This window comes from Pseudomonas sp. CAU 1711, from assembly GCF_039888625.1.
GTDB lineage: Bacteria > Pseudomonadota > Gammaproteobacteria > Pseudomonadales > Pseudomonadaceae > Aquipseudomonas.
In genome coordinates this window covers 1-25,742 of record NZ_JBDQQT010000024.1, presented here as the reverse complement: position 1 = coordinate 25,742, position 25,742 = coordinate 1, and the positions used below count along the sequence as shown (strand labels likewise).

At 57.1% G+C, this 25,742-nt stretch carries 20 protein-coding genes and 3 pseudogenes; 5 read left to right on the top strand and 18 right to left on the bottom strand.

Annotated features, from left to right (window positions below; translation table 11 throughout):
• Positions 1-239: 239 nt before the first annotated feature.
• On the top strand, positions 240-1,643 hold the full coding sequence (locus AAFN46_RS20120; RefSeq protein WP_347810472.1) for a hypothetical protein: 1,404 nt from the start codon (positions 240-242) through the stop codon (positions 1,641-1,643).
• Between the two features lie 723 nt (positions 1,644-2,366).
• Here the strand turns inward: AAFN46_RS20120 and maiA are convergent.
• The 3 genes and pseudogenes from maiA to AAFN46_RS20105 form a co-directional block, all read right to left on the bottom strand.
• Positions 2,367-3,020, bottom strand: coding sequence for a maleylacetoacetate isomerase (gene maiA, locus AAFN46_RS20115; protein ID WP_347810471.1), 654 nt, complete (start codon positions 3,018-3,020; stop codon positions 2,367-2,369).
• 101 nt (positions 3,021-3,121) lie between these two features.
• Positions 3,122-3,685, bottom strand: a pseudogene (locus AAFN46_RS20110) (fumarylacetoacetate hydrolase family protein); the annotation flags it as partial.
• A gap of 810 nt (positions 3,686-4,495) precedes the next feature.
• A pseudogene (locus tag AAFN46_RS20105) lies at positions 4,496-4,660 on the bottom strand (maleylacetoacetate isomerase); the annotation flags it as partial.
• A 135-nt stretch (positions 4,661-4,795) separates the two neighbouring features.
• Here AAFN46_RS20105 and AAFN46_RS20100 point away from each other — a divergent pair.
• Positions 4,796-5,545, top strand: a complete 750-nt coding sequence (locus tag AAFN46_RS20100; protein ID WP_347810470.1) for a TIGR01458 family HAD-type hydrolase — start codon at positions 4,796-4,798, stop codon at positions 5,543-5,545.
• Between the two features lie 14 nt (positions 5,546-5,559).
• Here AAFN46_RS20100 and AAFN46_RS20095 read toward each other — a convergent pair whose 3' ends face one another.
• The 10 genes and pseudogenes from AAFN46_RS20095 to AAFN46_RS20050 form a co-directional block, all read right to left on the bottom strand.
• Positions 5,560-6,129 carry a DUF1285 domain-containing protein gene (locus AAFN46_RS20095; RefSeq protein WP_347810469.1) on the bottom strand — a complete coding sequence of 190 codons (570 nt, stop codon included), beginning with the start codon at positions 6,127-6,129 and terminating at the stop codon, positions 5,560-5,562.
• A gap of 35 nt (positions 6,130-6,164) precedes the next feature.
• Positions 6,165-6,770, bottom strand: a complete 606-nt coding sequence (locus tag AAFN46_RS20090; protein WP_347810468.1) for a DUF4823 domain-containing protein — start codon at positions 6,768-6,770, stop codon at positions 6,165-6,167.
• A 74-nt stretch (positions 6,771-6,844) separates the two neighbouring features.
• Positions 6,845-7,621: pseudogene (locus tag AAFN46_RS20085) on the bottom strand (radical SAM protein); the annotation flags it as partial.
• A 192-nt stretch (positions 7,622-7,813) separates the two neighbouring features.
• A complete protein-coding gene (locus AAFN46_RS20080; RefSeq protein ID WP_347810467.1) occupies positions 7,814-8,095 on the bottom strand; it encodes a hypothetical protein in 282 nt (93 codons plus the stop codon).
• A gap of 252 nt (positions 8,096-8,347) precedes the next feature.
• Positions 8,348-10,000, bottom strand: coding sequence for a type I restriction-modification system subunit M (locus AAFN46_RS20075; protein WP_347810466.1), 1,653 nt, complete (start codon positions 9,998-10,000; stop codon positions 8,348-8,350).
• Positions 9,997-10,257, bottom strand: a complete 261-nt coding sequence (locus AAFN46_RS20070) for a hypothetical protein (RefSeq protein WP_347810465.1) — start codon at positions 10,255-10,257, stop codon at positions 9,997-9,999. Before AAFN46_RS20070 ends, AAFN46_RS20075 begins: the two co-directional genes overlap by 4 nt.
• Positions 10,258-10,260: 3 nt before the next feature.
• Entirely contained in the window at positions 10,261-11,349 is a 1,089-nt protein-coding gene (locus AAFN46_RS20065; protein ID WP_347810464.1) for an AAA family ATPase, read from the bottom strand.
• The gene (locus tag AAFN46_RS20060) at positions 11,346-12,626 is read right to left on the bottom strand and encodes a restriction endonuclease subunit S (protein WP_347810463.1); all 1,281 of its coding nucleotides are present in this window, start codon (positions 12,624-12,626) and stop codon (positions 11,346-11,348) included. Before AAFN46_RS20060 ends, AAFN46_RS20065 begins: the two co-directional genes overlap by 4 nt.
• Before the next feature lie 3 nt (positions 12,627-12,629).
• Positions 12,630-15,650, bottom strand: a complete 3,021-nt coding sequence (locus AAFN46_RS20055; protein ID WP_347810462.1) for a type I restriction endonuclease subunit R — start codon at positions 15,648-15,650, stop codon at positions 12,630-12,632.
• 71 nt (positions 15,651-15,721) lie between these two features.
• Positions 15,722-15,910 (bottom strand): hypothetical protein, encoded by a 189-nt coding sequence (locus AAFN46_RS20050; RefSeq protein ID WP_048521040.1) that lies wholly within the window; start codon positions 15,908-15,910, stop codon positions 15,722-15,724.
• 228 nt (positions 15,911-16,138) lie between these two features.
• Here AAFN46_RS20050 and AAFN46_RS20045 point away from each other — a divergent pair, with 228 nt between their 5' ends.
• Positions 16,139-17,119 (top strand): IS5 family transposase, encoded by a 981-nt coding sequence (locus AAFN46_RS20045; protein WP_347810461.1) that lies wholly within the window; start codon positions 16,139-16,141, stop codon positions 17,117-17,119.
• Positions 17,120-17,265: 146 nt separating this feature from the next.
• On the opposite strand, the gene AAFN46_RS20040 is transcribed toward AAFN46_RS20045, so the two are convergent.
• Together AAFN46_RS20040 and AAFN46_RS20035 are read right to left on the bottom strand one after the other, a co-directional pair.
• Positions 17,266-17,886: a DUF6088 family protein gene (locus AAFN46_RS20040; protein WP_347810460.1), complete on the bottom strand. Its 621-nt coding sequence runs from the start codon at positions 17,884-17,886 to the stop codon at positions 17,266-17,268.
• Positions 17,887-17,936: 50 nt separating this feature from the next.
• Positions 17,937-18,185, bottom strand: a complete 249-nt coding sequence (locus AAFN46_RS20035) for a helix-turn-helix transcriptional regulator (protein WP_033936531.1) — start codon at positions 18,183-18,185, stop codon at positions 17,937-17,939.
• 785 nt (positions 18,186-18,970) lie between these two features.
• Between AAFN46_RS20035 and AAFN46_RS20030 the strand changes: the two genes are divergently transcribed.
• Positions 18,971-19,417, top strand: a complete 447-nt coding sequence (locus AAFN46_RS20030) for a hypothetical protein (RefSeq protein WP_347810459.1) — start codon at positions 18,971-18,973, stop codon at positions 19,415-19,417.
• Between the two features lie 44 nt (positions 19,418-19,461).
• Positions 19,462-19,692, top strand: a complete 231-nt coding sequence (locus AAFN46_RS20025; protein WP_347810458.1) for a BPSL0761 family protein — start codon at positions 19,462-19,464, stop codon at positions 19,690-19,692.
• A gap of 187 nt (positions 19,693-19,879) precedes the next feature.
• Here AAFN46_RS20025 and gmtX read toward each other — a convergent pair whose 3' ends face one another.
• From gmtX to gmtY, 3 genes are read right to left on the bottom strand one after another with little or no spacing between them, the layout of a single operon-like run.
• Positions 19,880-20,515, bottom strand: a complete 636-nt coding sequence (gene gmtX / locus AAFN46_RS20020; protein WP_347810457.1) for a gamma-mobile-trio protein GmtX — start codon at positions 20,513-20,515, stop codon at positions 19,880-19,882.
• The gene (locus tag AAFN46_RS20015) at positions 20,508-23,657 is read right to left on the bottom strand and encodes a VPA1269 family protein (protein WP_347810456.1); all 3,150 of its coding nucleotides are present in this window, start codon (positions 23,655-23,657) and stop codon (positions 20,508-20,510) included. Before AAFN46_RS20015 ends, gmtX begins: the two co-directional genes overlap by 8 nt.
• Complete coding sequence (gene gmtY / locus AAFN46_RS20010; RefSeq protein WP_347810455.1) at positions 23,657-25,045, bottom strand: gamma-mobile-trio recombinase GmtY; 1,389 nt, start codon at positions 25,043-25,045, stop codon at positions 23,657-23,659. The genes AAFN46_RS20015 and gmtY overlap by 1 nt, the downstream gene beginning before the upstream one ends.
• Between the last annotated feature and the right edge of the window lie 697 nt (positions 25,046-25,742).

Here is a 25,742-nt window from a genome sequence, read left to right as displayed (position 1 = left end):
GGCGAATGCAGGAGAGGTGCGTCTGTAATACGGAAAATGGCTGCCGCGAGGTGCTTGCGGCGGCCAGAAACACCGAAATGAGCGAGCCATCTGGTCGATTTTGACCCACTGGCCGCTTTCAAAATTGGCGAAGGCCGAAGTCAGCCAGAAAAACCGGTCTAGTTCAGACCTTCCCTAAGGCTCTACTGGATGCCGGAAAGCTCAAACAGCGTGAGCCGCTCCTGCCGCGCGATGCGTGCGTGGCGATCGCCTCATACACCATTCCGCTGTCGATTTACGAGTTTGCTGGTGACGGTGAAGTCGATGAAGTATTCCGCAGGATCAACTCAGGTGGTCGGAAGCTCTCGCGCCAAGAACTCCGGATCGCTGGCAGTACTGGCCACTTCGCACAGGCAGTGCGCTATATCGCCTCCAAGGTACGAGGTGACGTCTCTTCGTCCGACGAGCTACCGCTGAATGAGATGAAGAAAATTTCGATAACGAACAGGGAACTCGACTACGGCATCGATGTAGACGAGATGTTCTGGATCAAGCAAGGCGTACTGACGAAGGAGCAGGTTCGCGAATCCCGCGACGAGGAGGTTGTGGCTGATGTACTCGCCTTTATGACCCTCGACTCCAAGCCACCATCTCGCAGTGAAGCGCTGGACGACTTCTTCGGCTACAGCGAGGGTGAAGGCTCTCAGGTGCGATATGAGCAGATTGAGATTGCCACGCAAAAACACTCTGTCGAAGTGGTCGCATCGGACTTCCAGCGTGTATTGGATCAACTTAAGCTCACACTAAGCCGTAGTGACAAAACGTTAGGCCAGCTCCTCTTTGGCTCGCAACCTCCGCGTGCGCCGCGTTACTTTCAGGTCGTTTTTCTGGCGCTACATAAACTTATCGTGGTACAGAACCAAGAGGTCGTAGACCAAGACCAACTGGTTAAACTAATGGACGGTAGTGGAAAACAGATTACCGTGCCTGAGGGTGGTCGCTGGGGCGCCGATGATCGCGAGAGGTCAGTAAACGCTACGGCAGGCATCTATAGCGCCGCGTTCGGCCCTTCGCAAGGTTACGATCCTGCTCGGGTACGCTGGATAACGCAGATGGAGAACATCCTGACGCAGTCGTACACCGAGCAAGCCTCATATGACTTTAAGCAGGGTTTTCTACGTCTCGACGGCAAGAATAGCTTTGATGAGGACAGCTTCGACAAGATCTTGAAGACCCTCGCCGGCATCGCAAATATCCGAAAAGGCGTCCGTGGCTATGTGCTGGTTGGCGTTGCTGACACGGAAGCTGACGCTCAGCGGGTGAATAAGCTCTATGGCGTCGATCCTACGCCGTTCGATCGTTTCTTTATCACTGGTGTTGAGCATGAGGCTACGGCACTTAATAAATCTCTCGACGATCTATTTATGGAACTGACGACCAGAATTAAGTCATCTAATCTGTCAGAACCCCTCCGCGACTATGTAGCGCGCAATGTGAAGTCGGTTAGGTACTACAATAAAACCATATTCGTATTTGAGACGAGCGCCCAGAGCGATCCATCTAACTTTGGCGGAGTATTTTTCATTCGCCACGGGAATCAACTCTCTGAAGTCCCGACCTCACAGTACGGAGAGTTGTTCAAACGGTTCCTCGCAGGAATGTAGCTACTGACCAGAACCGCTACGTATGCAAACGGGGAAAACTCACTCCAAGCCACTGAGCTGAACGAATCACCCCCTTTCGCCCTTACGGCGAGTCACTTTCTCTTGTCTGGCCAAGAGAAAGTAACCAAAGAGAAGGCCACCCCGACATCCGGCCCCGCCTGCGGCGGGGTTCCCTCCTTCCGGTGCTGCTCCGGGGGCCGTCACGATGGAACGTCCCTGTCCCATCGTTCCTCGCTCGGCGTCCTGCCTCGCGTCCCCCTGCGCAACACCTCCACTCGGCCTCCTGACGGGGACTCGGGCTCCGAGTTGCCTGGTGGTTTTTCTTTGCGCTGCGCGCATTGATCGCCGCCACGCTTCGCGTGCCAATTCGTCGAACTGTCAGGCAGCACCAAACGCCCCTTCAGGAGGGTGAGCGGAATCGTTGCGTAGAGGGGTGAGCCGCATGGATGCGGCGAAAGGCGTAAAGGGGCATGGACGCCCCTTGTACGCCGACCCTCGGAGCAGCGATGGAGCGAACGAACCCGGAGCGAAGCGAAGGGCCGGATGCTGGGGCAAGCGCTTTTGGTTACTTTTGTCGCGACTGACAAAAGTGACCCGCCCAGCAGGGCGGAACCGATGCCGCTGCCGACACGAAAATCAGCAGTGGCACGAAAGTTTCAGCAGGCAGCGCGGAGTATCAGGGCAGCCCCCTCACCCCTGCCCCTCTCCCAGAGGGAGAGGGGGTTAAAGCACCGCGTCGGGCTGGGCTTCGGGTGCGGCAGCCTTGAAGGCATCGAGGGCCAGGCAGCGTTCCTCCATCGCCAGCAGGCGCGGAAAAGCCTCCAGAGAACAGGCGAAGCGCCGCGCGTTATACAGCTGCGGAATCACGCAGGCCTCCAGATAGCCGGGGCGCTGGCCCAGCGACAGATCGCCCTTGAGCGGTGCCAGCCCCTGCTCCACCGCCGCCAAGCCCTTCTCCACCCAGTGCCGGTACCAGGCATTCTTCGCCTCGTCCGAGGCGCCCAGCTCGGCGCTCAGATACTGCAGCACGCGCAGGTTGTTCAGCGGGTGGATATCGCAGGCGATATGCAGGGCCAGGGCGCGCACTTGGGCGCGCTGGGCCGGTTCGGCCGGCAGCAGCGCCGGCACCGGGAACACCTCGTCGAGGTATTCGAGGATGGCCAGCGACTGGGCGATGCGCACCCCATCATTGGCCTCATCGACCAGCAGCGGCACCAGTTCCTGCGGGTTGAGCGCCTGGTATTCGGCGGCGTGCTGCTGGCCGCCGTCCTTGACCAGATGCACTGGCACCTGGCGGTAGGCCAGGCCCTTGAGGCCGAGGGCGATGCGCACGCGGTAGGCGGCGCTGGAGCGCCAGTAGGAATAGAGGGTCAGCATAAGGCCACCTGCATTGCTGCTTGAACGTAGGCTGGGTAGAAGCGCCTGGTGCGCTGAAACCCAGCTGGGTTGGCGCTGGGTTTCGCTGCACTCTACCCAGCCTACGCCTGGTATTTCTCCACGGTTTGGTCGATGGCGCCGAAGATGCTCTGGCCGCTGACGTCGAACATCTCGATGCGTACCCGGTCGCCGAACTTGAGGAACGGCGTCTTGGCCTCGCCCTGTTCGATGATCTCCAGCATGCGCTTCTCGGCCAGACAGGAGGAACCGGCGCTGCGGTCATAGTTGGACACGGTGCCCGAGCCGATGATGGTGCCGGCGCCCAGCGGGCGGGTCTTGGCGGCGTGGGCGACCAGGGTCGGGAAGTTGAAGGTCATATCCACGCCGGCATCCGGCTGGCCGAACAGCGCGCCGTTGATATGCGAGACCAGCGGGCGATGCACCTTGCCGTCCTTCCAGGCGTCGCCCAGCTCGTCCGGGGTCACCGCCACCGGCGAGAAGCTGGACGACGGCTTGCTCTGGTAGAAGCCGAAGCCCTTGGCCAGTTCGCCGGGGATCAGGTTGCGCAGCGACACGTCGTTGACCAGCAGCAGCAGGCGGATATGGTCGCCCGCCTCGGCCGATGTGGCGCCCATCGGCACGTCGTCGGTGATCACTGCCAGTTCGGCCTCGGGGAAAAGGGGACTGATTTATTTCCCAAGCCACTGAACTGAATGAATAGCCCCTTTCGCCCTTACGGCGAGTCACTTTCTCTTGCCTGGCCAAGAGAAAGTAACCAAAGAGAAGGCCACCCCGACATCCGGGTCTGGCGGCTGTGCCGCCAGACTTCCCTCCCTCCGGTGCTGCTCCGGGGGCCGTCACGAAGGGGCGTCCCTGCCCCTTCGTTCCTCGCTCGGCGTCCTGCCTCGCGTCCCCCTGCGCAACACCTCCACTCGGCCTCCTGACGGGGACTCGGGCTCCGAGGTGCTTGGTGGTTTTTTCTTGGCGCTGCGCGCATTGATCGTTCCCACGCTCTGCGTGGGAATGCAGTCTTTGGCGCTCTGCGCCGATTGCTTGTTTTGTGCTGCAGGCGGCTCTGTGACGCGGAGCGTCACGGGATGGGTTCCCACGCGGAGCGTGGGAACCATCTGCTACTGAGGACATTCAGGCAGCGCCAAACGCCCCTTCAGGAGGGTGAGCGGAATCGTCGTAGAAGGGGTTGAGCGGCATGGATGCCGCGAGAGACGCGATGGGCCATGGATGGCCCTTCGCGGCGTGCCTCTGTAACGGCGATGGAGCGAACGAACCCGAAGCGAAGCGTAGGGCCGGATGGCGGGGCAATCCCTTTTGGTTCCTTTTGGGGCGACTGCCAAAAGGAACCCGCCCAGCAGGGCGGAACCACTGCCGAAGCCAACACGAAAACCAGCAGCGGCACGAAAGCGCGCAGAAGCAAAAGCGCCTTCCCCCTAACCCTCTCCCATAAACGGGAGAGGAAACTAGAGCACCGCGTCGGGCTGCGCCTCGGGGGCTGCGGCCTCGAAGGCATCCAGCGCCAAACAGCGTTCCTCCATCGCCAACAACAGCGGATAGCTCGACAACTCACAGTTGAAGCGCCGCGCGTTATACAACTGCGGAATCACGCAGGCCTCCTGATAACCAGGCCACAACCACTGGGACAGATCGCCCCTGAACGGTACCCCCTAGCTCAGCTCGCCACCCATCTACTCTGAACCTTGCACCTCACATCCCACGACCTAGGTTTTTTGGAAACCGCTACCTCACCCGGAGGATGCCCCATGCCGCAGGCGCTGCTGCTCGATATCAATGGCGTGCTCTACGAAGACGATCTGCCACTGCCCGGCGCCGTGGAGGCGCTGAAGAGCCTGCGCGTCCGGGGCATCCCCTTCCGCCTGGTGACCAATGCGTCGCGCAGGTCCCGCGCCGCCACGCACGCCAAGCTCGCCTCGATCGGCTTCGATGTGCAGCTGGAGCAGGTGTTCAGCGCGCCGCAGGCGGTGCTGCGGCACCTGCGCAAGCACCAGCTCAGGCCCTACTGCCTGATCCACACGGCGCTGGAGGAGGAGTTCGGCATGCCGCTGGACGATCCGTCGCCCAATGCCGTGGTCATCGGCGATGCCGAGGCGCGCTTCGACTACGCCCACCTGAACCGGGCCTTCCAGCTGCTAATCCAGGGCATGCCGCTGATTTGCATGGGCGCGAACCGCTACTTCAGCGCCGGGGGCGAGCTGCATCTGGACGCCGGCCCCTTCGTCCGCGCCCTGGAGTATGCGGCCGACACCGAGGCCCTGGTGTTGGGCAAGCCGGCGCCGAGCTTCTTCCGCGCCGCCCTGGAGGACCTGGGCGTCGCGCCGGAGCAGGCGCTGATGATAGGTGACGACGTGGAGGCCGATATTCTCGGCGCGCAGGAGGTCGGCCTGCAGGCCTGCCTGGTGCGCACCGGCAAATACCGCCCGGGCGATGAACAGCGGGCGCCCGGGGCTGGGCTCGCCGCCGATCTGGCCGAGGCCGTGGCTCGCTACTGCTGAATTGCGCCGCGCAGCTATTCGGGCTGCGGACCGATCGGGAAGAACTCGCCGCCGCTCCACACGCCGAGCCAGGTTTGCCCGGCCACTTCGCGCGGCACCGCCAGTTCGACCAGCTGGTAGAACACGTTGCGATGCACCAGCGCCTCCAGATTGCGCCGCACGTGCAGGTAGGGCGCGGGCTCCTGGGTCTGCGGGTCGAGCTCCACCCGCAGCGGGTGCTCGGCACCGGCCTCGACTTCCTCATCGACATTGGTGGTGAAGCGCAGCACCTGCCCTTCCCCTTCACCTTCCACCTGCAGGGTCACGGCGACGAACGGCGCGTCGTCGACGGTGATGCCGACCTTCTCCACCGGGGTGATGAGGAAGTACTTGTCGTCGTCGCGGCGGATGATGGTGGAGAACAGCTTGACCATCGGCTTGCGCCCGATCGGCGTGCCCAGGTAGTACCAGGTGCCGTCGCGGGCGATGCGCATGTCGATGTCGCCGCAGAAGTCCGGGTTCCACAGGTGCACCGGCGGCAGGCCCTTGCCCTCGCCCTTGGGAATCTGCGCCAGCAGGTCGCCGGCCTTGCCCGGGTCGGTCATGCGTTTTCTCCTTGCGTACAGCCGCCAGTATGGCCTCAGCGCGCGCTGACGCCCAGCAGGGTGCGCGCGTACTGCGCGAACGGCGCGCGCAGCTGGTCGGCGGGCTGGTTGTCGTAGAACGTCAGGATTCCGCCGCGATTACGGATGCGCGCGGTATCCACCAGATAGCGGGTGCCGGTCTCGATCAGCATCAGCTGGATCACCCCGGTGTCGATGCCGAGACGGTCCACGGCCTCTTGATCCTCCCACTCCTCGAGGGTGCCGATGCGGTCATCGGCGGCGGCGAAGCGGGTGTACAGCAGGTAGTGGGCGCCAGCCTCGCGCGCCGCGATCATCGCCTGATCCAGGCCCAGCGGCGTGGGCGAGCGGCGTACCAGGGGGAAGTATTCGACGAAGGCCTTGAAGGCCTCGTCGGCCACCACGTTGGGGCGTGGCTTGGCGCCGCCGGGCGGGTCGTAGTGGCCCTGGGCGATGAACACGAAGGAGTCGGCCTGCAGGCGCCAGGAGGCGGAGCGGCGGGTGTCACTGTGGTCCAGCACGCCGACGTCGCGCAGGTGGTATTCGGCGCCGGCGGCCAGGTCGCTGGTCTTCATGCAGCCACCGAGCGCACACAGCGCCAGCAGCAGAATCAGGCTACGCATTGCAGTTCCTCCCTGCCGGCGACGGAAAACCGGCGGATAGAAGAACTTAGCAGCTTCCGCGCCAACCCTTGAGATCACAGGCCGCGCTGCCATTCCTGGCGTAGCCTGGCCTGCTCGGGGCGCTCGATGGCCTGGCGCACCTGGGCCAGCAGGCGCGCCTTGTCGGCGCCCAGGTTGCCCTTGAGCACCAGGTAGTTGGAGGCGTGGTCGCTGCGGAACACGGTGTCGTTCAGCTCCAGGCCCTGCAGCAGGCGCTCGACTTCGCGGAACAGTTGCTGCTGGTCGAGCGGCTGGAAATCGGCGAAGCCCTCGCGAAAGCGCGCCTCGCCCAGGGGGAAGCTGACCACCAGGGTAGACAGGTATTCGGGCTGGGCGGCGTTCATCAGGCGCGCCGAGTTGTCGGCGTGCTGCGCGCTCAGGGCGCTGCCGCCGAGGCCGTTGAGGATCATCACCGAGCGAGTGATGCCGGCCTGGCCGAGCTTGTCCAGGGCGCTGAGGCTGGAGTCGAAGGTCTCGCCCTTGTTGACCCGTGCCAGCACCTCGTCGTCGCCGGACTCGCAGCCGACATAGGCCATCTTCAGGCCGGCGTCGGCCAGTTCCTTGAGTTCCGCCACCGACTTCTTGCGCAGGTTGCGCGGCAGGCAGTAGCTGGAGACGCGCTCGACCTCGGGCATGTGCTGGCGAATCGCATGCAGGATGTTCAGCAGGCGCCGGGTCGGCAGCACCAGGGCATCGCCGTCGGCGAGGAACACCCGCTGCACGATCAACCGTTCGCCGGCGCGGCGGATGTCCTCCAGCACCTCGGCCTCGTCGCGGGCGCGGAATTTCTTCTGCGGCTGGGTGTACATCTCAATGGTAGTTATCCTGCCATCATACAAAAAAGAAGCACATGAAAAGCAAGTCATTGATTTTTATGACCTTACTATTGGACTACTTTTGAGCATCAATGTTTTGTGCACTCCTAAAAGCACTATCAGAGCCTTGAGCAAACCACACTCCGCTTGTACAAAAAATGAACGATGCATTGAGAGCTCTGAGCTTACTCAAACGATGGAAGAATCATCGCGCGCAACAAGACCGAAACGGCTCAAGTCCTCATCGCTGGCACTGAACATCGAGTTCACCATTCGCTCGCGCTTCAAGCCTGCCAGGGTCCTGAAAAAGCAAAGTTCGCACAGATGGACTTCATAACACTCGCCACCATGAGCCGAGCCAAGTCCCCAACCGGCGCGAAGGGTTCCGAATTGCACCCCACACCCTTCAACACGCATGCTGTTGCCACAAACATCGCAAAACATATCAGTGACAGATTCGGCCTGTTCCATAACTGAACCCCTCATTGAAAGCTTCCCACCGAGGTCGAAAGCCCATGCGATGCCCTGACCTCAAGCCCGTGACAAACGCCGACGGGTACGTTGTGCGCATGCTCGAACGTAAAAAGTGCGGAAAGTTATTTACTGACTTTCCGCGATATTATTTGGCGGTGGACCGGTGGTTTATTGGGTTCAAATTCTTATAGGGGTTTGAACCTGCCGTTCGAGCCCACTGGGGATCAACCAAATCGCCATAGGTGGTTTTTACCGTGATACCTCAGAACCGTAGGGTAGCAGTGGTAGCCCAAGCTCCTTGAGGAATTCATTGTGTTTATCGGTGGCCGTCTTGATCTTCTGATCTAGTGCCACAAGCTCGGTATGCACGGCCGTCAGGTCTATTTCTTCATCGGCCACCGCCGTGCTGACGTAGCGCGAGATATTTAGGTTGAAATCGTTCTTCTCGATCTCCTGCATGTTTACCCGGCGCGCATAGCGCGGCACTTCCGAGGGACGTTGCTTGTAGGTCTCGACAATCTTGTCGATATGTCGGTCTGCTAGCTGATTCTGCCGCCTACCCTTCTCGAAGTGTTCGGCCGCGTTGATAAACAGCACATCGTCCGATCTTTTGCACTTCTTCAGCACGAGAATACAAACCGGGATGCCAGTTGAATAAAACAGATTGGCCGGCAGCCCGATCACGGTATCGACGTGTCCATCCTGCAGCAGTTTGCGGCGAATGCGCTCTTCCGCCCCCCCCCGGAACAGCACGCCGTGCGGCAGGATGATGGCCATCACGCCATCGTCTTTGAGGTAGTGCAGCCCGTGCAGCAGGAAGGCGAAGTCCGCCGCGCTCTTGGGGGCCACGCCATGGTTCTTGAAGCGCATATCCTCGCTTATGGCATCGCTCGGGTCCCAGCGATAGCTGAACGGCGGATTGGCTACTACCGCGTCAAACTGCGGTTTCTTCGCCGGATTGGTCTCGCGCAGAAAATCCCAAGCATTGGTCAGCGTATCGCCGTGGTAGATATCGAACTCGGTGTCCTTCACCCCGTGCAGCAGCATGTTCATGCGTGCCAGGTTGTAGGTAGTGATGTTGTATTCCTGCCCGTAGATCTTGCCGATGCTACCACCCGCGTCCCTCATACGGTGCCGGATGTTCAGCAGCAGCGAGCCCGAGCCACAGGCGAAGTCGAACACGCTCTCCAGCTTCTTGCGGGGGCCGGTCTCGGGCGCCTGGCCGTCGAGCGTGACGATGGCCGAGAGAATGTTCGAGACTTGCTGAGGGGTGTAGAACTCGCCCGCCTTCTTGCCCGAGCCTGCCGCGAATTGGCCAATCAGGTACTCGTAGGCATCGCCCAGCGTGTCGGAGTCGGTAGAGAACAGCGACATGCCGCGCGCTAGCTCCGAGAGGATCGAACACAGCTTGGCATTGCGATCCTCGTACTTGCGACCGAGCTTGTCGGACGTGAGGTTGATCTCCGAAAACAAGCCTTGGAAGTTGCTCTGGAAGGACTCGTTCTCGATGTACTTGAAACCCCATTGCAGGGTATCGAGCAGCTTGTCGCTCTGGGTCTTGGCCAGTTGAACGATGTTGCCCCACAGGTAATCGGGCTTGATCACATAGTGCACCTTGCGGCGCATCTGCCTCTCGAACGCGTCCACGTCGCTGGCGTTCTCTTCGTACCAGATTTGCAGCGGTGTCGTGGCTTCGGTCTGTTCCATCACGTCTGGCGCCACGTCCGGATAATCCGGCCCCAGCTCCCGCTTGGCGGCCTGTTCGTAGTTGTCCGAGAGGTAGCGCAGGAAGAGGAAGGACAGCATGTAATCGCGGAAATCGTCGGCGTTCATCGATCCGCGCAATTGGTCGGCAATCGCCCAGAGGGTTTTGCCTAGCTGTTTCTGGTCTTGTTCGGTCATAGTTTGTGTCGTTTCTGAAGTGTGTTTTCCAGCGCCTTGAGTTCGGCTTCGTCCTGCGCGTTGGCCTGACGTGCCTGCTCCTGTTTGCGGCGCTGGTCATAATCGAGATAAAGCGCAGTGGCGGCACGTTCCATTTGCGTGTGACTCACCTTGCCGGCATGGGTGAGCAGCGGAAAACGCCAGACCGTCGGATCCTTGGCTCGCAGCCTGATCCGACTGCGCGCGTCTTCGGTGGTATAGAGGATCAGTTCGCTCATGCGTCAGGCCGCATCCGCATGTAAAACGAAGTTGTACTTTTCAATGAGCCTTTTCATTACTTCATCGAAAATATCCAAGTTATCTTGAACAACGATGTCTGACTCGTAGTAGTAGACCTTCTTGTGCGATAGGGCATTGACGATATCCGCCACCCGATTGGGGTCAGTGATACCGATTTGATTCAGCACATAACTAAACTGCCCGACGCCGAGAAACGACGCCACATTCTCCAAAACCTGTCGGAGCATTGCGAAGTGGTATGCCCGGATCTCATTGGCTTTGTGGGCGGTGGTCAGCACCTGGAGCACTCGCAGGTGGTACAGGAACACGTCCTTCTCACACTTCTCCAGCTCAAGTTCGCCCGATTTCGCACTGAGAATGTATTGTTTTGTGTGCCTCTTGAACTTACTGCTTTTCTCACCCTTGTTAAGCCAATCACTTAGAATCGAAAACAAACCTATATGGTGCGTGGTGACGATTATCTTGCGCTTCTCGAACTGACTCTCGATGAGATCGAACAGCGTCGCAGCTGTGACAAAAATGTTGTGATCATCGAGGCTAGACACTGGGTCATCGATAAAAAAGTGGCTCGACTGCTTGTCGGCCCAACCCTCGACCTCGAACAGCGCAAGAAAGAAACACCAAACGAAGATGCGCTCTTCGCCACGCGACAACTTGATGGGCCTCTGAGGCTCGTCCGGGTTGGGGTTCGGAATGAAGAATGAAACCGACTCAATCCCCCTTTCTGGGTCGTCTTCGTACAGATTGAGCGCAAACCCGAACTTGGGTTTGTAGGCCTTAAGCTTGTCGCGGATATTGTCTTCAGTTAGCAGGGTGTGAAATTTGCTGAGGCTGCTGGGCAGTACGGTCAGCTGGATATCCGCGCCATTGTTCTCTTCGTCATTGTCCCAAACAAATAGGTCTTCGCTGTAGGCGTTGTAGTAGACCCCCGTGTGGGTGCCATCTACTTGCTTGGTCGCGTTCTTGTACGCCACGCTGAGCTGTGTCTTGCCGGTTGCGTTAAAGGCATATGCAAGCGTGATCCGCGCAGCATCGTCCCTAAGTGCCTTGGCGATTGCGTCGAGTGTCATTTAGCGCCCTCCAAGGACGGAAAGATTTTCTGCATCAGGCCATCTTTGTGGGCATTAAGTACAACGAGCTTTTCCGCCTCGGCTTCAATTTGAACATCCAAGGACGAGATACATTCGGAGATCCGCTGCTGCTCAGCTAGCGTTGGAATTGTTAGCTTTAGAGCCTTCAGTTCGTCTGTATTTAGCTTGCCAGTTCCGTGCCCAGCAATATCGACCATCTTCAATAAGCGCCGTTTATTTCCAAGAAGTAAGAACGCTACAAAGAGAGCTTCTGTTTTGCCCTTTGGGCGCAGGGCTTTTACGTCTTGATTAAAGCTCATCTTGCGGCGTAGTACGCAAATGGGCACATCTTTAAGTAAGGTCATGCCTCGCGTTAGCAAGAGCACTGTACCCGCGGGGACCAATTTAGCTCCATCGCTGACAGCGGAAGCCGAGATGTGATCTTCCGAGTCATCTAGGAAGAGTCGCTTCATATCTTTAGCGGAGACCCATGGAATTGAACCATTCCAGAATGCAGGATTGGCTTTCGAAGGAGTACCGCCAGACTGGAAATCAACCAGGGCATCCAACGTTGTCGACTTCCATGCCGGCGCATTGTGGAACTCGGGAAAGCGGAGGCGGGGAAGAGTTTCACCTTCGAGGGGAAAGAGTTGTTGAATTAGGTCACGCTTGTAAGTCTTCAAGGCCTCGACTTTCCGCCTTTGAGCGGCAATCAACTCGTTCAGTGAGTTCAGGCAGTCGGCGATCTTTCGCTGCTCTTTCATTTGGGGAACCCATATCTCCCCAGTCAACACAGCTGCATTGTTCACCTTCATGTCGTTTTTCGCGCCCTTTCTTACAATAGGCTGCAAATAACTATTCAGGTTGTAGTCGCTGGAGAAGAAATGATCTAAATAAGCCGAATGCCCAATTCCGGTTACGTGGTAAACGGCATAGAGTGTAGAAACAATACCCGGTTTGCCTTTGTTTTCTTTAATGATTCCATAGGGATTTCTTTTGAGCGGGCTCTTGGTGTAAACAAGGTCTCCTGTTTCAACAACATGGTATTCCTTGACGCTGGTGCCTGCATAAGAGCGGCCCAGAAGCTCGATTTGATTTACACACCCATGATCACCGGATACAGATAACACTTCACTGGGACCAAACCTCAAGTCTCGATTTCGTTGCTTACGTTCGCGAAGCAGTTCGCTCAGGAGCAATCGACTCCATGGGCCTTTATTCCGAAACTCCGGAAATCGCAACTTCGGCACTAACGCTGCCTTATTTTCTTTCTCCATTGATCAATCCTCGTACGCCTGGAGGCCCGAGATATCCCTGCCTCCTGCGCGCTTCTTCAGCATCGGTGCCAGCTCGCTCATCAAGACCAGTTCCTTTTGCGTGCGCGCCTTCCACCCCAGATCCAGCGGGGCGAGCAATTCGGTGAGCTGTTCGCCGTCGAAGATGCGGCGTTCCAGTATCTCGTCCACGAAACTCTGCAGTGCCGCAGTGGGTAGCCCGTGTTTGGCCGCGAGCTCGGTCAGTTCGCGGGCGGCTTTTACTGCCTTGAATTGCTGATAGCCGGCGCGGATGGCGCGCTCGTCCAAGCCCTCGCCGGCCTTGAGGCTCATCACGTATTCGGTGATGTCGTCACGCTCATCGATAAATTTGGCGTCGCTCGCGATAAGGTTGGCCAGTTGTTCGCGGCTCATTGTGGCTTTGCCAGGCTTCTTGGTGGAGAAGTCGGCGATCAACCTCATGATGTAGTCGTAATCGATGGTGGCGGAGGCGAAGAGTACGAACTCGAAATCGAGCTGCTCCAGCTCCTCACGCTTGGCATCGTCTGGCTTGGCGCGCTCGTCCCGCAGGCGCCTGGCCGTCTCCAGGTATTGGCCGCGGAAGGCGTTGAGTTCGTCCGGCGGTAGGATGGCCTGGATAGCGGCTTCCTGCTCGGGGGTAAGGTCGGTGTACTGGTCGAGCTGGGTTTGCAGCTTCTGCACCTTCTTGAAGGCTTCGACAAAGCCGATGCGGGCTTCGTCGCCCTTGAGCGTGGCAATCTCCTGGGGTTTGCCTGAAAGCCCGTATGCCTCCATGAAGCTGTGCAGGCCGAGGGCGGCTTCTTGCAGCCTTTCGATGACGGCAGGGGCTTTGTCCACCAACCAGATTGTGCGCGCCTCATCGGCCTTCGCGCCGGAGAAAAGCGCGATGGCAGCGTCCACTGCGTCCTGCTGCCCACGGAAGTCGAGGATGTGGCCGAAGGGCTTGGTGTCATTCAACACGCGGTTGGTGCGACTGAAGGCCTGAATGAGGCCATGGTGCTTGAGGCTCTTATCAACGTAGAGCGTGTTGAGGTACTTGCTGTCAAAGCCGGTGAGCAGCATGTCGACGACTATTGTGATGTCGATCTTGTGCTGCTGGGACTTGGGGTTGGCCTTACGCAGGTCGGCATCCGGCCATTGCTGATCCTTGATGCGCTGCTGCACGTCTTGATAGTAGAGGTCGAATTCCTCAATGCGATGGTTCGTATCGAAGCGGGCGTTGTAGCGAGCGATAATCGCCTGCAGCGCCGCCTTCTTAGCATCCGGCTCCTGCTTGTTGTCTTCCAGCTCGGTCGGCAGATCTTCTTGCAACTGCCGCACATCAGTGCCCACGTCACCTGGCGGAGAGAACACCGCAGCAATATTGAGCGGCACGAAGCCGGGGTTGGCCTGCTGCTTTTCAGCCTGAACCTCTTCAAATAGCGCGTGATAATCGATGGCGTCATTGATGGAGGCCGTGGCCAGAATCGCGTTGAACTTACGCGCCCCAGTCGCCGCATCGTGCTTGGCGAGGATGGCGTCGACGACGGCGCGCTTGGCCAGGGTTTCACCCGGCTTGGGTGGGTTCTTGCCGTCGGGTTTGTAGTAGTCGACGTGGAACTTCAAGACATTGCGATCATCGATGGCATCGCTAATGGTGTATTCGTGCAGACATTGCTGGAACAAATCCTGCGTGGTCTTTAGCGTCTTCTCTTCGCCACTGATCTGCTTAATGCTGGCATTGGCCTCGAAAATTGGCGTGCCGGTAAAGCCAAAAAGCTGGGCCTTGGGGAAGAACGCCTTAATGGCCTGATGGTTATCGCCGAATTGCGAACGGTGGCATTCGTCAAAGATGAAGACGATACGCTTATCGCGAAGCGCTTCGAGCTGCTCGGCATAAGTTGCAAGTCCACGCTTCTCGCGGCTTTTGTTGCGTCTGCTGCCCTCGTCCAACGCCAGGCCAAGCTTTTGAATGGTGCAGACGATGACCTTGTCGGCCGCATCTTCCGACAGCATGCGACGGACGAGTTCACCTGTATTGGTGTTGCTTTCGACACAGCCTTCTTGGAAACGGTTAAATTCCTCACGGGTTTGCCGGTCGAGGTCTTTGCGGTCAACCACAAACAGGCATTTTTCGATGTTGGGATTGGCCTTTAGTAGGGTGGCGGCCTTGAAGCTGGTAAGCGTCTTACCGCTGCCAGTGGTGTGCCAGACATAGCCGTTTCCACTGTTTTCTTCGATGCACTTGACGATGTTTTTGACGGCATAGATCTGATAGGGCCGCATCATGAGCAATTTCTGCTCACTGGCGACCAGCACCATGTAACGGCTGATCATCTGGCCGAGCGTGCACTTGGGCAGAAAGGCATCGGCAAAATCATCCAGCCCGGTGATCCTGGTGTTATCCAATTCAGCAAATTGGTAAATAGGTAAGAAGCGCTCATCGGCGTTAAAACTAAAGTGCCGGGTGTTGTTGTTTGCGAAGTAGTAGGTGGAGTGCTGGTTGCTGACGATAAACACCTGCATGAAGCACAACAGTGTGCGGTTGAAACCGTTACCAGGGTCGTTCTTGTATTCGACTATCTGCTCGATAGCGCGGCGTGGGTTGATGCCCAGCGTCTTTAGTTCGATCTGCACGACCGGCACACCGTTGATGAGCAGGATGACGTCAAAACGGTGGTGGCTGTTGTCGGTATTGATTCGCAGCTGATTTACAACCTCGAAACTGTTCTTGCACCAGTCTTCGATGTTGACGAGGGTGTAGTTCAGCGGCGTGCCATCTTCGCGGATGAAGCTATTGCGTGTACGCAGCGTTTGCGCGGCGGTGAACACGTCGGGGGTAACAATCTCTTCCAGCAGGCGCGCAAACTCCTCATCGGTGAGGTTGACGCGGTTGAGCTGCTGGAACTTTTCGCGAAAGTTGGCTTCGAGCCCGGCGCGGTCCCGAATCTCGGGGCGATAGCCGTACTTGAGGTCGCCGAGCTTGGCGAGCAAGTCCTGCTCGATCTGGTGTTCGGTGATAGTCATGAGTCAGTCCTGCCGTCATAGAGGCTTCGATGTGGCGGATAGGCGGCTACCTGTGGCGAATCAGAGCCACATCAAGCATTCGTCTTGGGCTCCCCGCCTGGGTGGTTCAGACTCAAGTCATGATTACGTGCGTACTCCAGCACCAAAATCTCGACCATCGATGCCACCGAGCGGCGTTCGCGATCAGCCGCCATACGCAAAAGCTGCTTGATCTCAGCGGAGGTGCGGATCGAAAGGGTTTCGTCCTTAAGGCGTGACATGGCAGGGCCTCGTCAAAAAAGTCACGCAAATGTACTGCCTTTGCATTTAACTTGACAGCACAAATACATAGCTTCGATGAAGTTGCACCCCACTTGAGCCAAATGGTCACAACCCAACATTGCGATCCATTCGGTCTGGTGTGCTGGGAGCTTTGGCTAGGGAAACTCTGAAGAAGACTTCCCGAATCTGGTGAAATACACCGATCCTCCCGTTGCCCGAGTTTTCCGATGAAGCAGATGACCTTCGCCGACGCCGAATACGCCGGCAAGCGCAAGCAGACCCGCAAGGAGTTGTTCCTGATCGAGATGGATCAGGTGGTGCCGTGGAAGGGGTTGATCGCCTTGATCGAGCCGCATTACCCGAAGGGTGAAGGCGGTCGCCCAGCGTATCCGCTGATGGCGATGCTGCGGGTTCATCTGCTGCAGAACTGGTTCGGCTACAGCGATCCGGCGATGGAGGAGGCGCTGTACGAGACGACCATCCTGCGTCAGTTTGCCGGGCTGAGCCTGGAGCGTATTCCCGATGAAACCACCATCCTCAACTTCCGCCGTCTGCTGGAGAAGCATGAGTTGGCGGCAGGGATTCTGGCGGTGATCAATGGCTATTTGGGTGACCGTGGTCTGTCGCTGCGCCAGGGCACCATCGTCGACGCCACGTTGATTCATGCGCCGAGTTCGACCAAGAACAAGGACGGCGAGCGCGACCCGGAAATGCATCAGACCAAGAAGGGCAACCAGTATTACTTCGGCATGAAGGCTCACATCGGCGTCGATGCCGAGTCGGGCCTGGTGCACAGCGTGGTGGGGACGGCTGCCAACGTTGCAGACGTTACCCAGGTCGACAAACTGCTGCATGGCGAGGAAAACATGGTCGGTGCCGACGCGGGTTACACCGGTGTCGAGAAGCGTCCCGAGCATGAGGGCCGGGAAGTCATCTGGCAGATCGCCGCCCGCCGCAGTACCTACAAGAAGCTGGACAAGAGCAGCCCGCTGTACGAAGCCAAGCGCAAGATCGAGAAGGCCAAGGCGCAGGTTCGGGCTAAGGTCGAGCATCCGTTCCGGGTGATCAAGCGCCAGTTCGGCTACACCAAGGTGCGCTTCCGTGGCTTGGCCAAGAACACCGCGCAACTGGTGACGTTGTTTGCGCTATCGAACCTGTGGATGGTGCGTCGACATTTGCTGGCGAATGCAGGAGAGGTGCGTCTGTAATACGGAAAATGGCTGCCGCGAGGTGCTTGCGGCGGCCAGAAACACCGAAATGAGCGAGTCATCTGGTCGATTTTGACCCACTGGCCGCTTTCAAAATTGGCGAAGGCCGAAGTCAGCCAGAAAAACCGGTCTAATTCAGACCTTCCCTAGCGCCCCGAAGACACCGCCAGTGATGCTTCTTCAGCGAAAGGAGCCAATGCCGCCCGCATCCATTTGGGCATTCTGCAGGCAAGCAGCGTGGTGAATTCGTCCGGGCTCAGGGTATCGGCTATTTTGGAAAGCACGTGGGGACACGCCCCATCTTTACCGAGGTAGTAAAGCGCTGTGAGCGCCAGGCCTACCTTGTTCCCGACATGCTGCAAGCGATCACTGGAAACATGGTTGAGACGAACCACAGCATTGCCGGCCTTGATTTCTCGGGTTCTGCCGCTGGTGTAGTAGACCGGCACCACCTGCATCTGCGTGCTGAGCCCCAACCTGCGCACGGCCTCAGTTCCATGTATCTGAATCGTCTCTCCATTCGCCTTGGAAAGGACATGCATGATTGCTAGCGGACTAGGTTTTACCAGCTGGCTGGTGTACTCGCTTAGCTTGGGGCGCATATAGACACCGCGGGCTACACGCTCCAGACAACCTAACTGCACTAGCCTGGAGAGCGCTTTATCGACCGCTGCACGCGACCCCAACTCTCCGAAGACGTTGCGCACGAAAGGCTTGCCCTTCTTCATGCGCTTGACTCGATTTGAGATGGCTTGTGCGACAGACATGGAAGCCTTCTAGGACCTGTGCGTCTTCTAAAAGATCGAACCTGATAGACCTAAACAGCAGGTGTTGAGCGTTGGTCTGCCACGATCCTTTCCACCTCGTCGACGATCTCAGCTGCCGTGCAGCCCAGGGGGATGGCCAGCTTGATCAAGGTGGTGATCGTTGGCTGATGGATGCCCCGCTCCATCAAGCTGACATAGTTACGCTGCAATTCTGCCTCATGAGCCAATCGCTCCTGGGTGAGCCCTGCTTCGACACGACGTCTGCGCAAGACCTTTCCGAACGCCAGTTCGACTTCCACAGATGCCCCCCCAAAAGGGAGGACTATCTGGGCGACGCCGCTCCAGGTCTTCACAGTATACTGTGAATTTGGTAGAACATGACCCCATGAGATGGCGCCACCCGCCACTGAATTGAAGGGTCATCTTCCTACAAATGCCGGCCTCTCAATCCGCTGTAACTCAAATAAAAACAATTAATTCCCGATAAGCAATCAGTTAAAAAAGGATATGTAGACATGAGGGCTATTGGCATAACTGCTTCTATTGCACTTGCAATGCTTCTGCAGTCAGGAGCCATTGCTGGGGAAACTGGAGTTCAGCAGCTTGTTAAAAGGTGCGAGTCCGCTTCTAAAGCGCAAGGGACATCACCTGGACTATGTTCGTGCACATTGAAGAAGATGCAGGAGTATGGATTCTCTGACTCGGAGATCGTTAATTTTTCGCGACGCGACTTCAAGCCAAAGGACCTACATGAAACTGAACGCCACATGGACTACAGCATTAAGATTCGATTAATAGGAGGCCAGTGTGGCTGATTAGTATTTTTCACTGCCGTCAGCCTAGTTGTACGTCATTGATCATGGGACCTCCCATAAAAAATGGGGCGGGGTCATGCCTTAGCGAAATGACCGATCACGACCAACCAAAACGGCGGGACACGATACTCTGAAATCCGCAACTGAACGCATCACAGACTTCCACTTCGCGCCCCCGCAAAATAGAAAGATGCTGCGTTGACGAAAAATATATGACTACAAAAATATTGCTCATCAATCGGTGATTACATCCCATCAAGGAGCCAAAGGTGTTTAAGACCAATCGCAATGCGGAGCTGCTTCCTGGACTCTCCAATGGTCCAGATGGCGTGCAGTTCTGGTCATTTGTCGAGCAAGAGGTGGCCTGGCCATGGTTCTACCTTCAGTTGGTCGAGGATGATGGCAAGGAGGCCTTTCAAAGCATGCTGATGGTTCCCACCCTCCCATTGCTTGAGCAGATCGTGGGAGCAAAAAGCGATCATGCCTGGATTGAACAGGCCCAACTCGTGAGCCCAGCGCACATAAACAAGACGGGGCGCTGGATGATGGAACCGCTGCTGGAGGTCAGCGCGATCCTTAACGAGCAAGGGCAAGAGCTTGGGTACGAGTGTGTAGTGGAGGGAGGTCGAACGTACTCCATCTCAGCAGACCAGCTACCAGACGGACAGCTGAACACTCACACGATCTTCTCTGCAGCATTACATCTTTCGAACTGAAGATCTTTGACTCAAGAACTGACAGCGTAAGCCTAGATCAAAACATGACCATGCCCCATGAGCGTACCCGTGCAGTTGTACAAACACATGATTTCTTGATCGAGCTAGCTCGCGATGCGTCTCTGCCCGAACGTATTCGGCGGGACGCTCGCTTCCTCCTGCGTCATTACCCAAGCCGGAGAGACATGGTGTTGGCTGGTCGTATTGAAGAAAATGCAGAAACATTGCCAATTGGAGCACTTGGCCCAGTATTCAGTTCAACGTTTACGCAATAACTATCTTCTCATGTATAGAGTGCTACAAAGTCGCACCATGCTCTAAAGCGTCAGCCACTAAACTACTAGCGACCGAGCAAAACGAGCAGTTTCGTCCAGGCTGCAGGTTTTGAGTAAGGCAGTAGCGCCACACTAGAACAACTGCACGGACTATACGAGAGATAAGAGTCCAATCTATACGCAGCCCTTACCTCACCGGCACCGCTAGAACTTTCTCAATAGCATCGCGAAAACCGAACTTGTGGATGATCCTTTCCCGAGCATCAAAAACTTCGCCACGACTACCGATAGATAATCCGACAAGCCTTAGAGCTTTCGGATCAATTGCTGCTCTGAGCGCTGCCAACTCAGCATCATTGAGACGAGGCTGACTCGGAAAAGCTTGCCTCGTGCCACCTCCTAAAATTATAGGGGCAGCGCTATGCTTCGCCTTTCGGGCCTCTTTGGCTTTGAGCGCACGCAATTCCTTGGCAAGCAGAGTGACGCTCATGCGCAGCACTGGGTCTTGGATGTGTTCGATCCAATCATTTGGATCAGCCTTTGTATTACTGGCCTTGGGCAGCGACGCGAGTTTCCACGCCTGGATCAGTTCCCGGTAATGCGCGCCGGTCGTATTGACGATGGACTTCTCGCCGGGAATCGGCAGCCCACGGTCTTTGCCAAGTGTGATGATGGCCTTGTAGGAGAAGTCCGAAGAATGCCGCTCATGCAGCAGCCTGCACGCTTCATTGATGGCTTCTAGGCTGCGCTTTCGGCGGCTATCGCTGGCCTCGCTCATCAGCCGTCCGTAGGTATCCTGCGGCGAGACAAGTTGGTCACTCATTGATAGAGGCCTCGTGGGTCAACTGGCGCGCGCTATTCGGATTGGAGAGAAGCTGTTTGATCTCGGTCGAAATGCGCGTCAGCTCCGGCTCATGAGCATCAATGTCGAGCAGCATCAGTTCGCCCGAGAACAGGTCGCCGATTTTTTCCCAGGAACCCAAACGCCGAAGGAGAATCCGATTCATCTCGTTTGCAACGACCAGCTTCTGTTCGTCGTCGAGCCTGAACATAGCCGGGAGCAAACCGTTGTTCTCGGCCATACGGTCGATGGCCTGGGCGATCAGCGGCACGGCACGCGAGGGGTTGGCCGACCGATAGATGGTCGCGTTCTGGCAGATTTCGGCCAGCAAATGGTAGTTCGTCTTGGACTCTTCAAAAGTGACACCAACCTCGGCAAGATCTCCACCGGCGATTAGTCTGACGCCATTCTCGCCTTCGCCGCTCTGCTCGCCTTCATTGATGAGTTTCAGACAACCCTGAACGTAGTGATTGACGGCTACATAATCAGCAAGCAGTCCATCGAGCTTCGCGGCGCTCTGCTGCTGATTGGCGTTCATTTGCTTACGCCTTGCCTGCTGGGTATCTGGCTCATTAGTCTGGCAAGCGTCATAGAACGCTTGCTCCAAACGACTAACTTCTTCCGAGAAACCCTGAAAACGCGCACTTTCAGTGTGAATTTCCAACGCAAGTTCATTGGCCAGTGCGACCAGCCCACCGAGAAAAGGAACGCCGGTAACGAAGAATCTGCAGCGAGGGCAGTTCTTCTGTCCCAAATATCCAGCTTCAACAGGCGCATAAAGGTTTTCGACCTTTCTCTCGACCACGGACTCACCCCCCACATGACATGCGGCGGCTGACATGGGGCAGATACCGCAGTCGAACACTACGCACGCAGAATTGGTTACATCGGACTCAAGCAGTGAGCGATTGCCGTCCGTAGCGATCAACTCATGGCGAAGCGACTGCAATCCTTGAGTCCTGATAATTTCGGCATGACGCTCAGTGGCAATCTGTGCGGCGCGCTTCTCAGTCTCCCCCATGGCACGGCGCATCTGCTGGTTGTTCAGCTTGGTGTAGTAGATCGTCATGACTAGCGAGGCATGACCAACCAACTTGGAGATCAGATGAATGGGCGCATCGCCATCTGCGATGAAGGCCGTAATCAGGCTGACCCGAAGGCTGTGGGGGGTGTAAGGGCTGATATAGCGCTGACTGTTTGCTTTTCTGTCAGGGCTTTCGCTGGCAAGGCTCTCGCCAGGGCGCTGGATCGCGTAGAGCAACGCAGGCAAGGTATGGGAGAAGGCAGTCGTGGTGAGCGCCGGCTGACCCGATCCGTAGGTGCGAAACAGAAAACATTGGGTGCCCCGCGCATGCAAAACCTTTTCATTCGTTTCAGCGCGCAGCCTGATGCCAGACCAGCGTGTAGGCTCTTTAAGAGGGTTGTACTTGGTCTGCCAGTCACGCAGCAGCAGAAACCAATAAACCAGATCGTCAGGTATCCACTCAACCTCATAGCCGCCTTCGCTTCGCCCGGTTTTGTTGGTGGTTACATAGAGCTTCGGCGCATCCTTGTCTCCGCGCTGCACTACAGCTTGGGGCCGGCGATTCTTGCTTCCTTTCCCAGCTAAGGGGGCGGTGTTCTTCTCCCAGCGGACACCGCCATTTTCAGCATCCAGAACGGCGATCTCGTTATCCCCCTCGCCGCTATCCAGCCACAGAATCTGCTGGCCACGCAGTGGGAAACGCAACAGCGTATAAAGCGCCACGAAGCGAACAGGTGACCAAATCTGATAGCTCTTCACCAGTTGGCGCTTCCCCTCAACCCTGCGGTCGGCCTTTTCGACCCTGCGCCAGATGCAGTTCGGATCGTTGCGGTCGATTACGGACTCGTCAACGTAAATCCAGTCGCTACCGAAAAACGCTTGCAGATGGGGCAAGTCCTTGAGGCTGGGCTGAGTCTGCAAGACCTGCTCGCCGTTCGGCACGAGGAAGTTACGCGCCCGGAGAATGTATTCGTAGCCAAGGGGCGGCTTAGTGGACTGGCTTGGCCGATAGACTTGCAAGCTATCGGCAAAGCCGGCAAGCACCGTCTCAAAGGGATTGCGGTACTCGGGAAGAACAATGCGCTCATCAGCGTCAGCATCAGTGCAGTACTTATCCAGCAGCCAGCCGAAAAACATCATGACGGCGCGATGATAGGGCTTTTTCAGGGACTCGGGCTTGGCCTCGATGAATTGCTGGTAAGCCACGGCGTTGAACGAATTGGCTCGAAATAACAGATATTTGGAATCGTCAGGCAAATTCTGAGCCTGATAGAAACCGGCCAAAAAAGCCTTTACCCCTGACCTCTTTCCGGGGATTCCCGTTTGAGTCTCCAGCCACTGCTCAACATCGGCCCACATGAGTGGGTAGGCAACTATCACATCACTGAGCTTCTCATTGCCCAGAAAGGCGTACCAGCTCTTCCAGCCTGAAGCGGCATAGACCCCATTGGGAGTAGCCGGCAACCTAGGGTCTTCAGAGTGGCGTTTTTTGTAGTCATGCAAGCTCTTAATGCCCAGCGCCTGGACTACAGCCTGAGCCTCGGCGTAGGTGTGCCAAGGAGACTTTTCGGTGCCAAGGAAGTCGTGCCAGCCCGCCCAGCCGGTGTGAACATAGATCCGATAGGGTTTGGACGGCAGCCTAACGTCTTCACGATAGCGTTTTTTGTAGTCACGCGGGTTCTTGATGCCCAGCGCCTGTGCTGCAGCCTGCGCCTCGGCGTAGGTATACCAGGGAGACATTGCCTTTCCCAGGAAGCCGTGCCAGCCCGTCCAGCCAGCGGCTGCATAGAACCGACGGGGACAGCCCGGCAGCCTCGGGTCTTCCGAGTGGCGCCGCTTGTAATCAGTGGCGCACTTGACGCCTAACGTTTGAGCTGCGGCCTGCGCCTCGGCGTAGGTGTACCTAGAAAACTTTGTATTGCCGAGGAAGCAGTACCAATCCGCCCAGCCGGTGTCGGCATATACCCGCCTAGGGCTAGACGGAAGCCTCTGATCTTCGCGGTAGCGCTTCGTATACTCAGGCTGACTCTCGATTTTCAGCGTCTGAACTGCGGCCTTAGCCTCTGCATATGTATAAAAGTTCTTCTTTTTTGCGGACATCAGTCAGTCCTTCTCATGCGGCCTGAGGCTTCGTCTGTGTGCAACAGTCGCAGCCGCGACTCAATGGCAAGGAGACTCTGGCGCATTCGCATCGTTGTGGGTTGCGTATAAATATGGCTTGACGTGATCGATGAATGGTGCATGGCGTTCTTGATCAACAGAGGATCGGCACCATCACGAGCTAGGCGCTGCCCATAGGCATGACGATGGCCATGCGGGGTCGTACCCTCGGTCTTCCCGAGAACTAGCCCGATGCGTTCAATAGCCAGACTATGAGCCCTGCGAAACATGCGATGGGAGTAGGGTTGGCCATCTCTGTTGGTGAACGCATAAGGATGTTCGTCACCAGCCTTCGGATTAACGCGCTGCCCTCTCATGTGGTAGTCACGCCACATGCTGGCAAAAACCTGGCCGGACTGATGGGGGTAAAAGAAGACCTCGAAACATCGGCGGTGAGGGTCAGTAATCAGACAATTCTTCCAGCCGAGAAACAGCGGATCGGTAGCTTTTACCAACTGATTCCGAGACTGAAGACCGTATTTATTTTGCAAGTAGGCGGCGCGGTTGGTTTTGCCGCCAGGTGCCAACCCGTATTCAGGATGATGCACACGGACGATGACTTCCCCCGCCTCTACGCTAACGTCATCACTCCACAGCGACAGTGCTTCGGACAGCCTCAACCCACCATAGTGCATGAGGAGGGTAATCAGTACATTGCGAAGATCTGACTGCCCGCGCGAGTCTCGCGCCCGCCTACGGAAACCCTCGGATACCAACAGATCAAGGTACTCCTCTGGAAATGCCTTGGCGGGCGTTTGCCGCTCCATAGGCAGCGATTTTGAGCGCACTACTCTGGACTGGCTCGTCTGCGGCTTAGAACACCAAAGATGTGATAGGAACGCATTGTCTCTGCGGTGCGAGTAGGCAGCCCAATTCAGCCGCTCTTCATGCCGAGTCGCTTGCCGCCAAGGATTAAGTTGCAGCTTGACGTCCTCATTGGCGACCGCCAGCCAATCGGTGAACTTCGTGATGTGGCCGATCAGCTTGCCAGCATAATCCGGCTGTCTGGGCTTCCACCACAGACCAGAGGGATCGCCGATGTTCGAGACAGTACCCGTGAACAATGCATCTGAAAACGCAGTGAACAGCGCGCGCGGCTCGTCATAGAAACCATGATTGGCCTCCATGAACTCCAACAGCAGCCGCACTGCAAAAACCGAAGACTCCTGCCAAGAACGGCTCTTTCGGCGATTCAAATGCATGTATCGAGCGAACTGATCCAGAACTCCATGCTCGGTCACGATGACTGGCAGGACATGCTGTATGCCAGTCGCATCGACCACGAAGGATCTGAACTCTTGGTGGGACGACTCAAGGACTGTTGGCATGGATCACTCCCCCAAACCTTGAACGGGGGACGATAGCTTTTGTAGAGCACCCTCTCGAAAGCCATGAAAACACCACGCCCTCTGAACGGCGAAGTGTGATGAGTCGGTGTATTTAATGACATCGAAGAGGTTGAGTGGAGTGGGCATAACGTGAACTCTGGTTAGTGACTCAACCAGAATGATGAGGACGCCCCTGGCGCCGCAACTCAACTCAATGCAGTTACTACCACCCAGCAAAGTGGCGTTGACCCAAGATGTCTGCCCAGGTCAGCACAAAGCAATTCGCATTTACGTAGGCTGCACTAATTGTGCGCAAGCCGGATCAGATGGTCAGCGAGAGGACAACCGCTGTCGTCACCACTGTCAGGCGAAACTGCCCATGAGGCCTGTCGCTCCTGGCCGGCCCTGATGCGACCTGAGCGACATGATTTACGCTATGACTTTGTGCTTATGCGGTTTGGGAAAACGTGTACTTCTCTGGGGTAACTCCTGCAGGGGGGGAGAGCAGGCCAACAGACCATGGGGTCGAGAATTAACCTCCAAACCGCAAGGAACTAGAGTTTTTCGGTGATTTCTAGGGAAGGTCTGAAGTAGAGCGGTTTTTCTGGCTGACTTCGGCCTTCGCCAATTTTGAAAGCGGCCAGTGGGTCAAAATCGACCAGATGGCTCGCTCATTTCGGTGTTTCTGGCCGCCGCA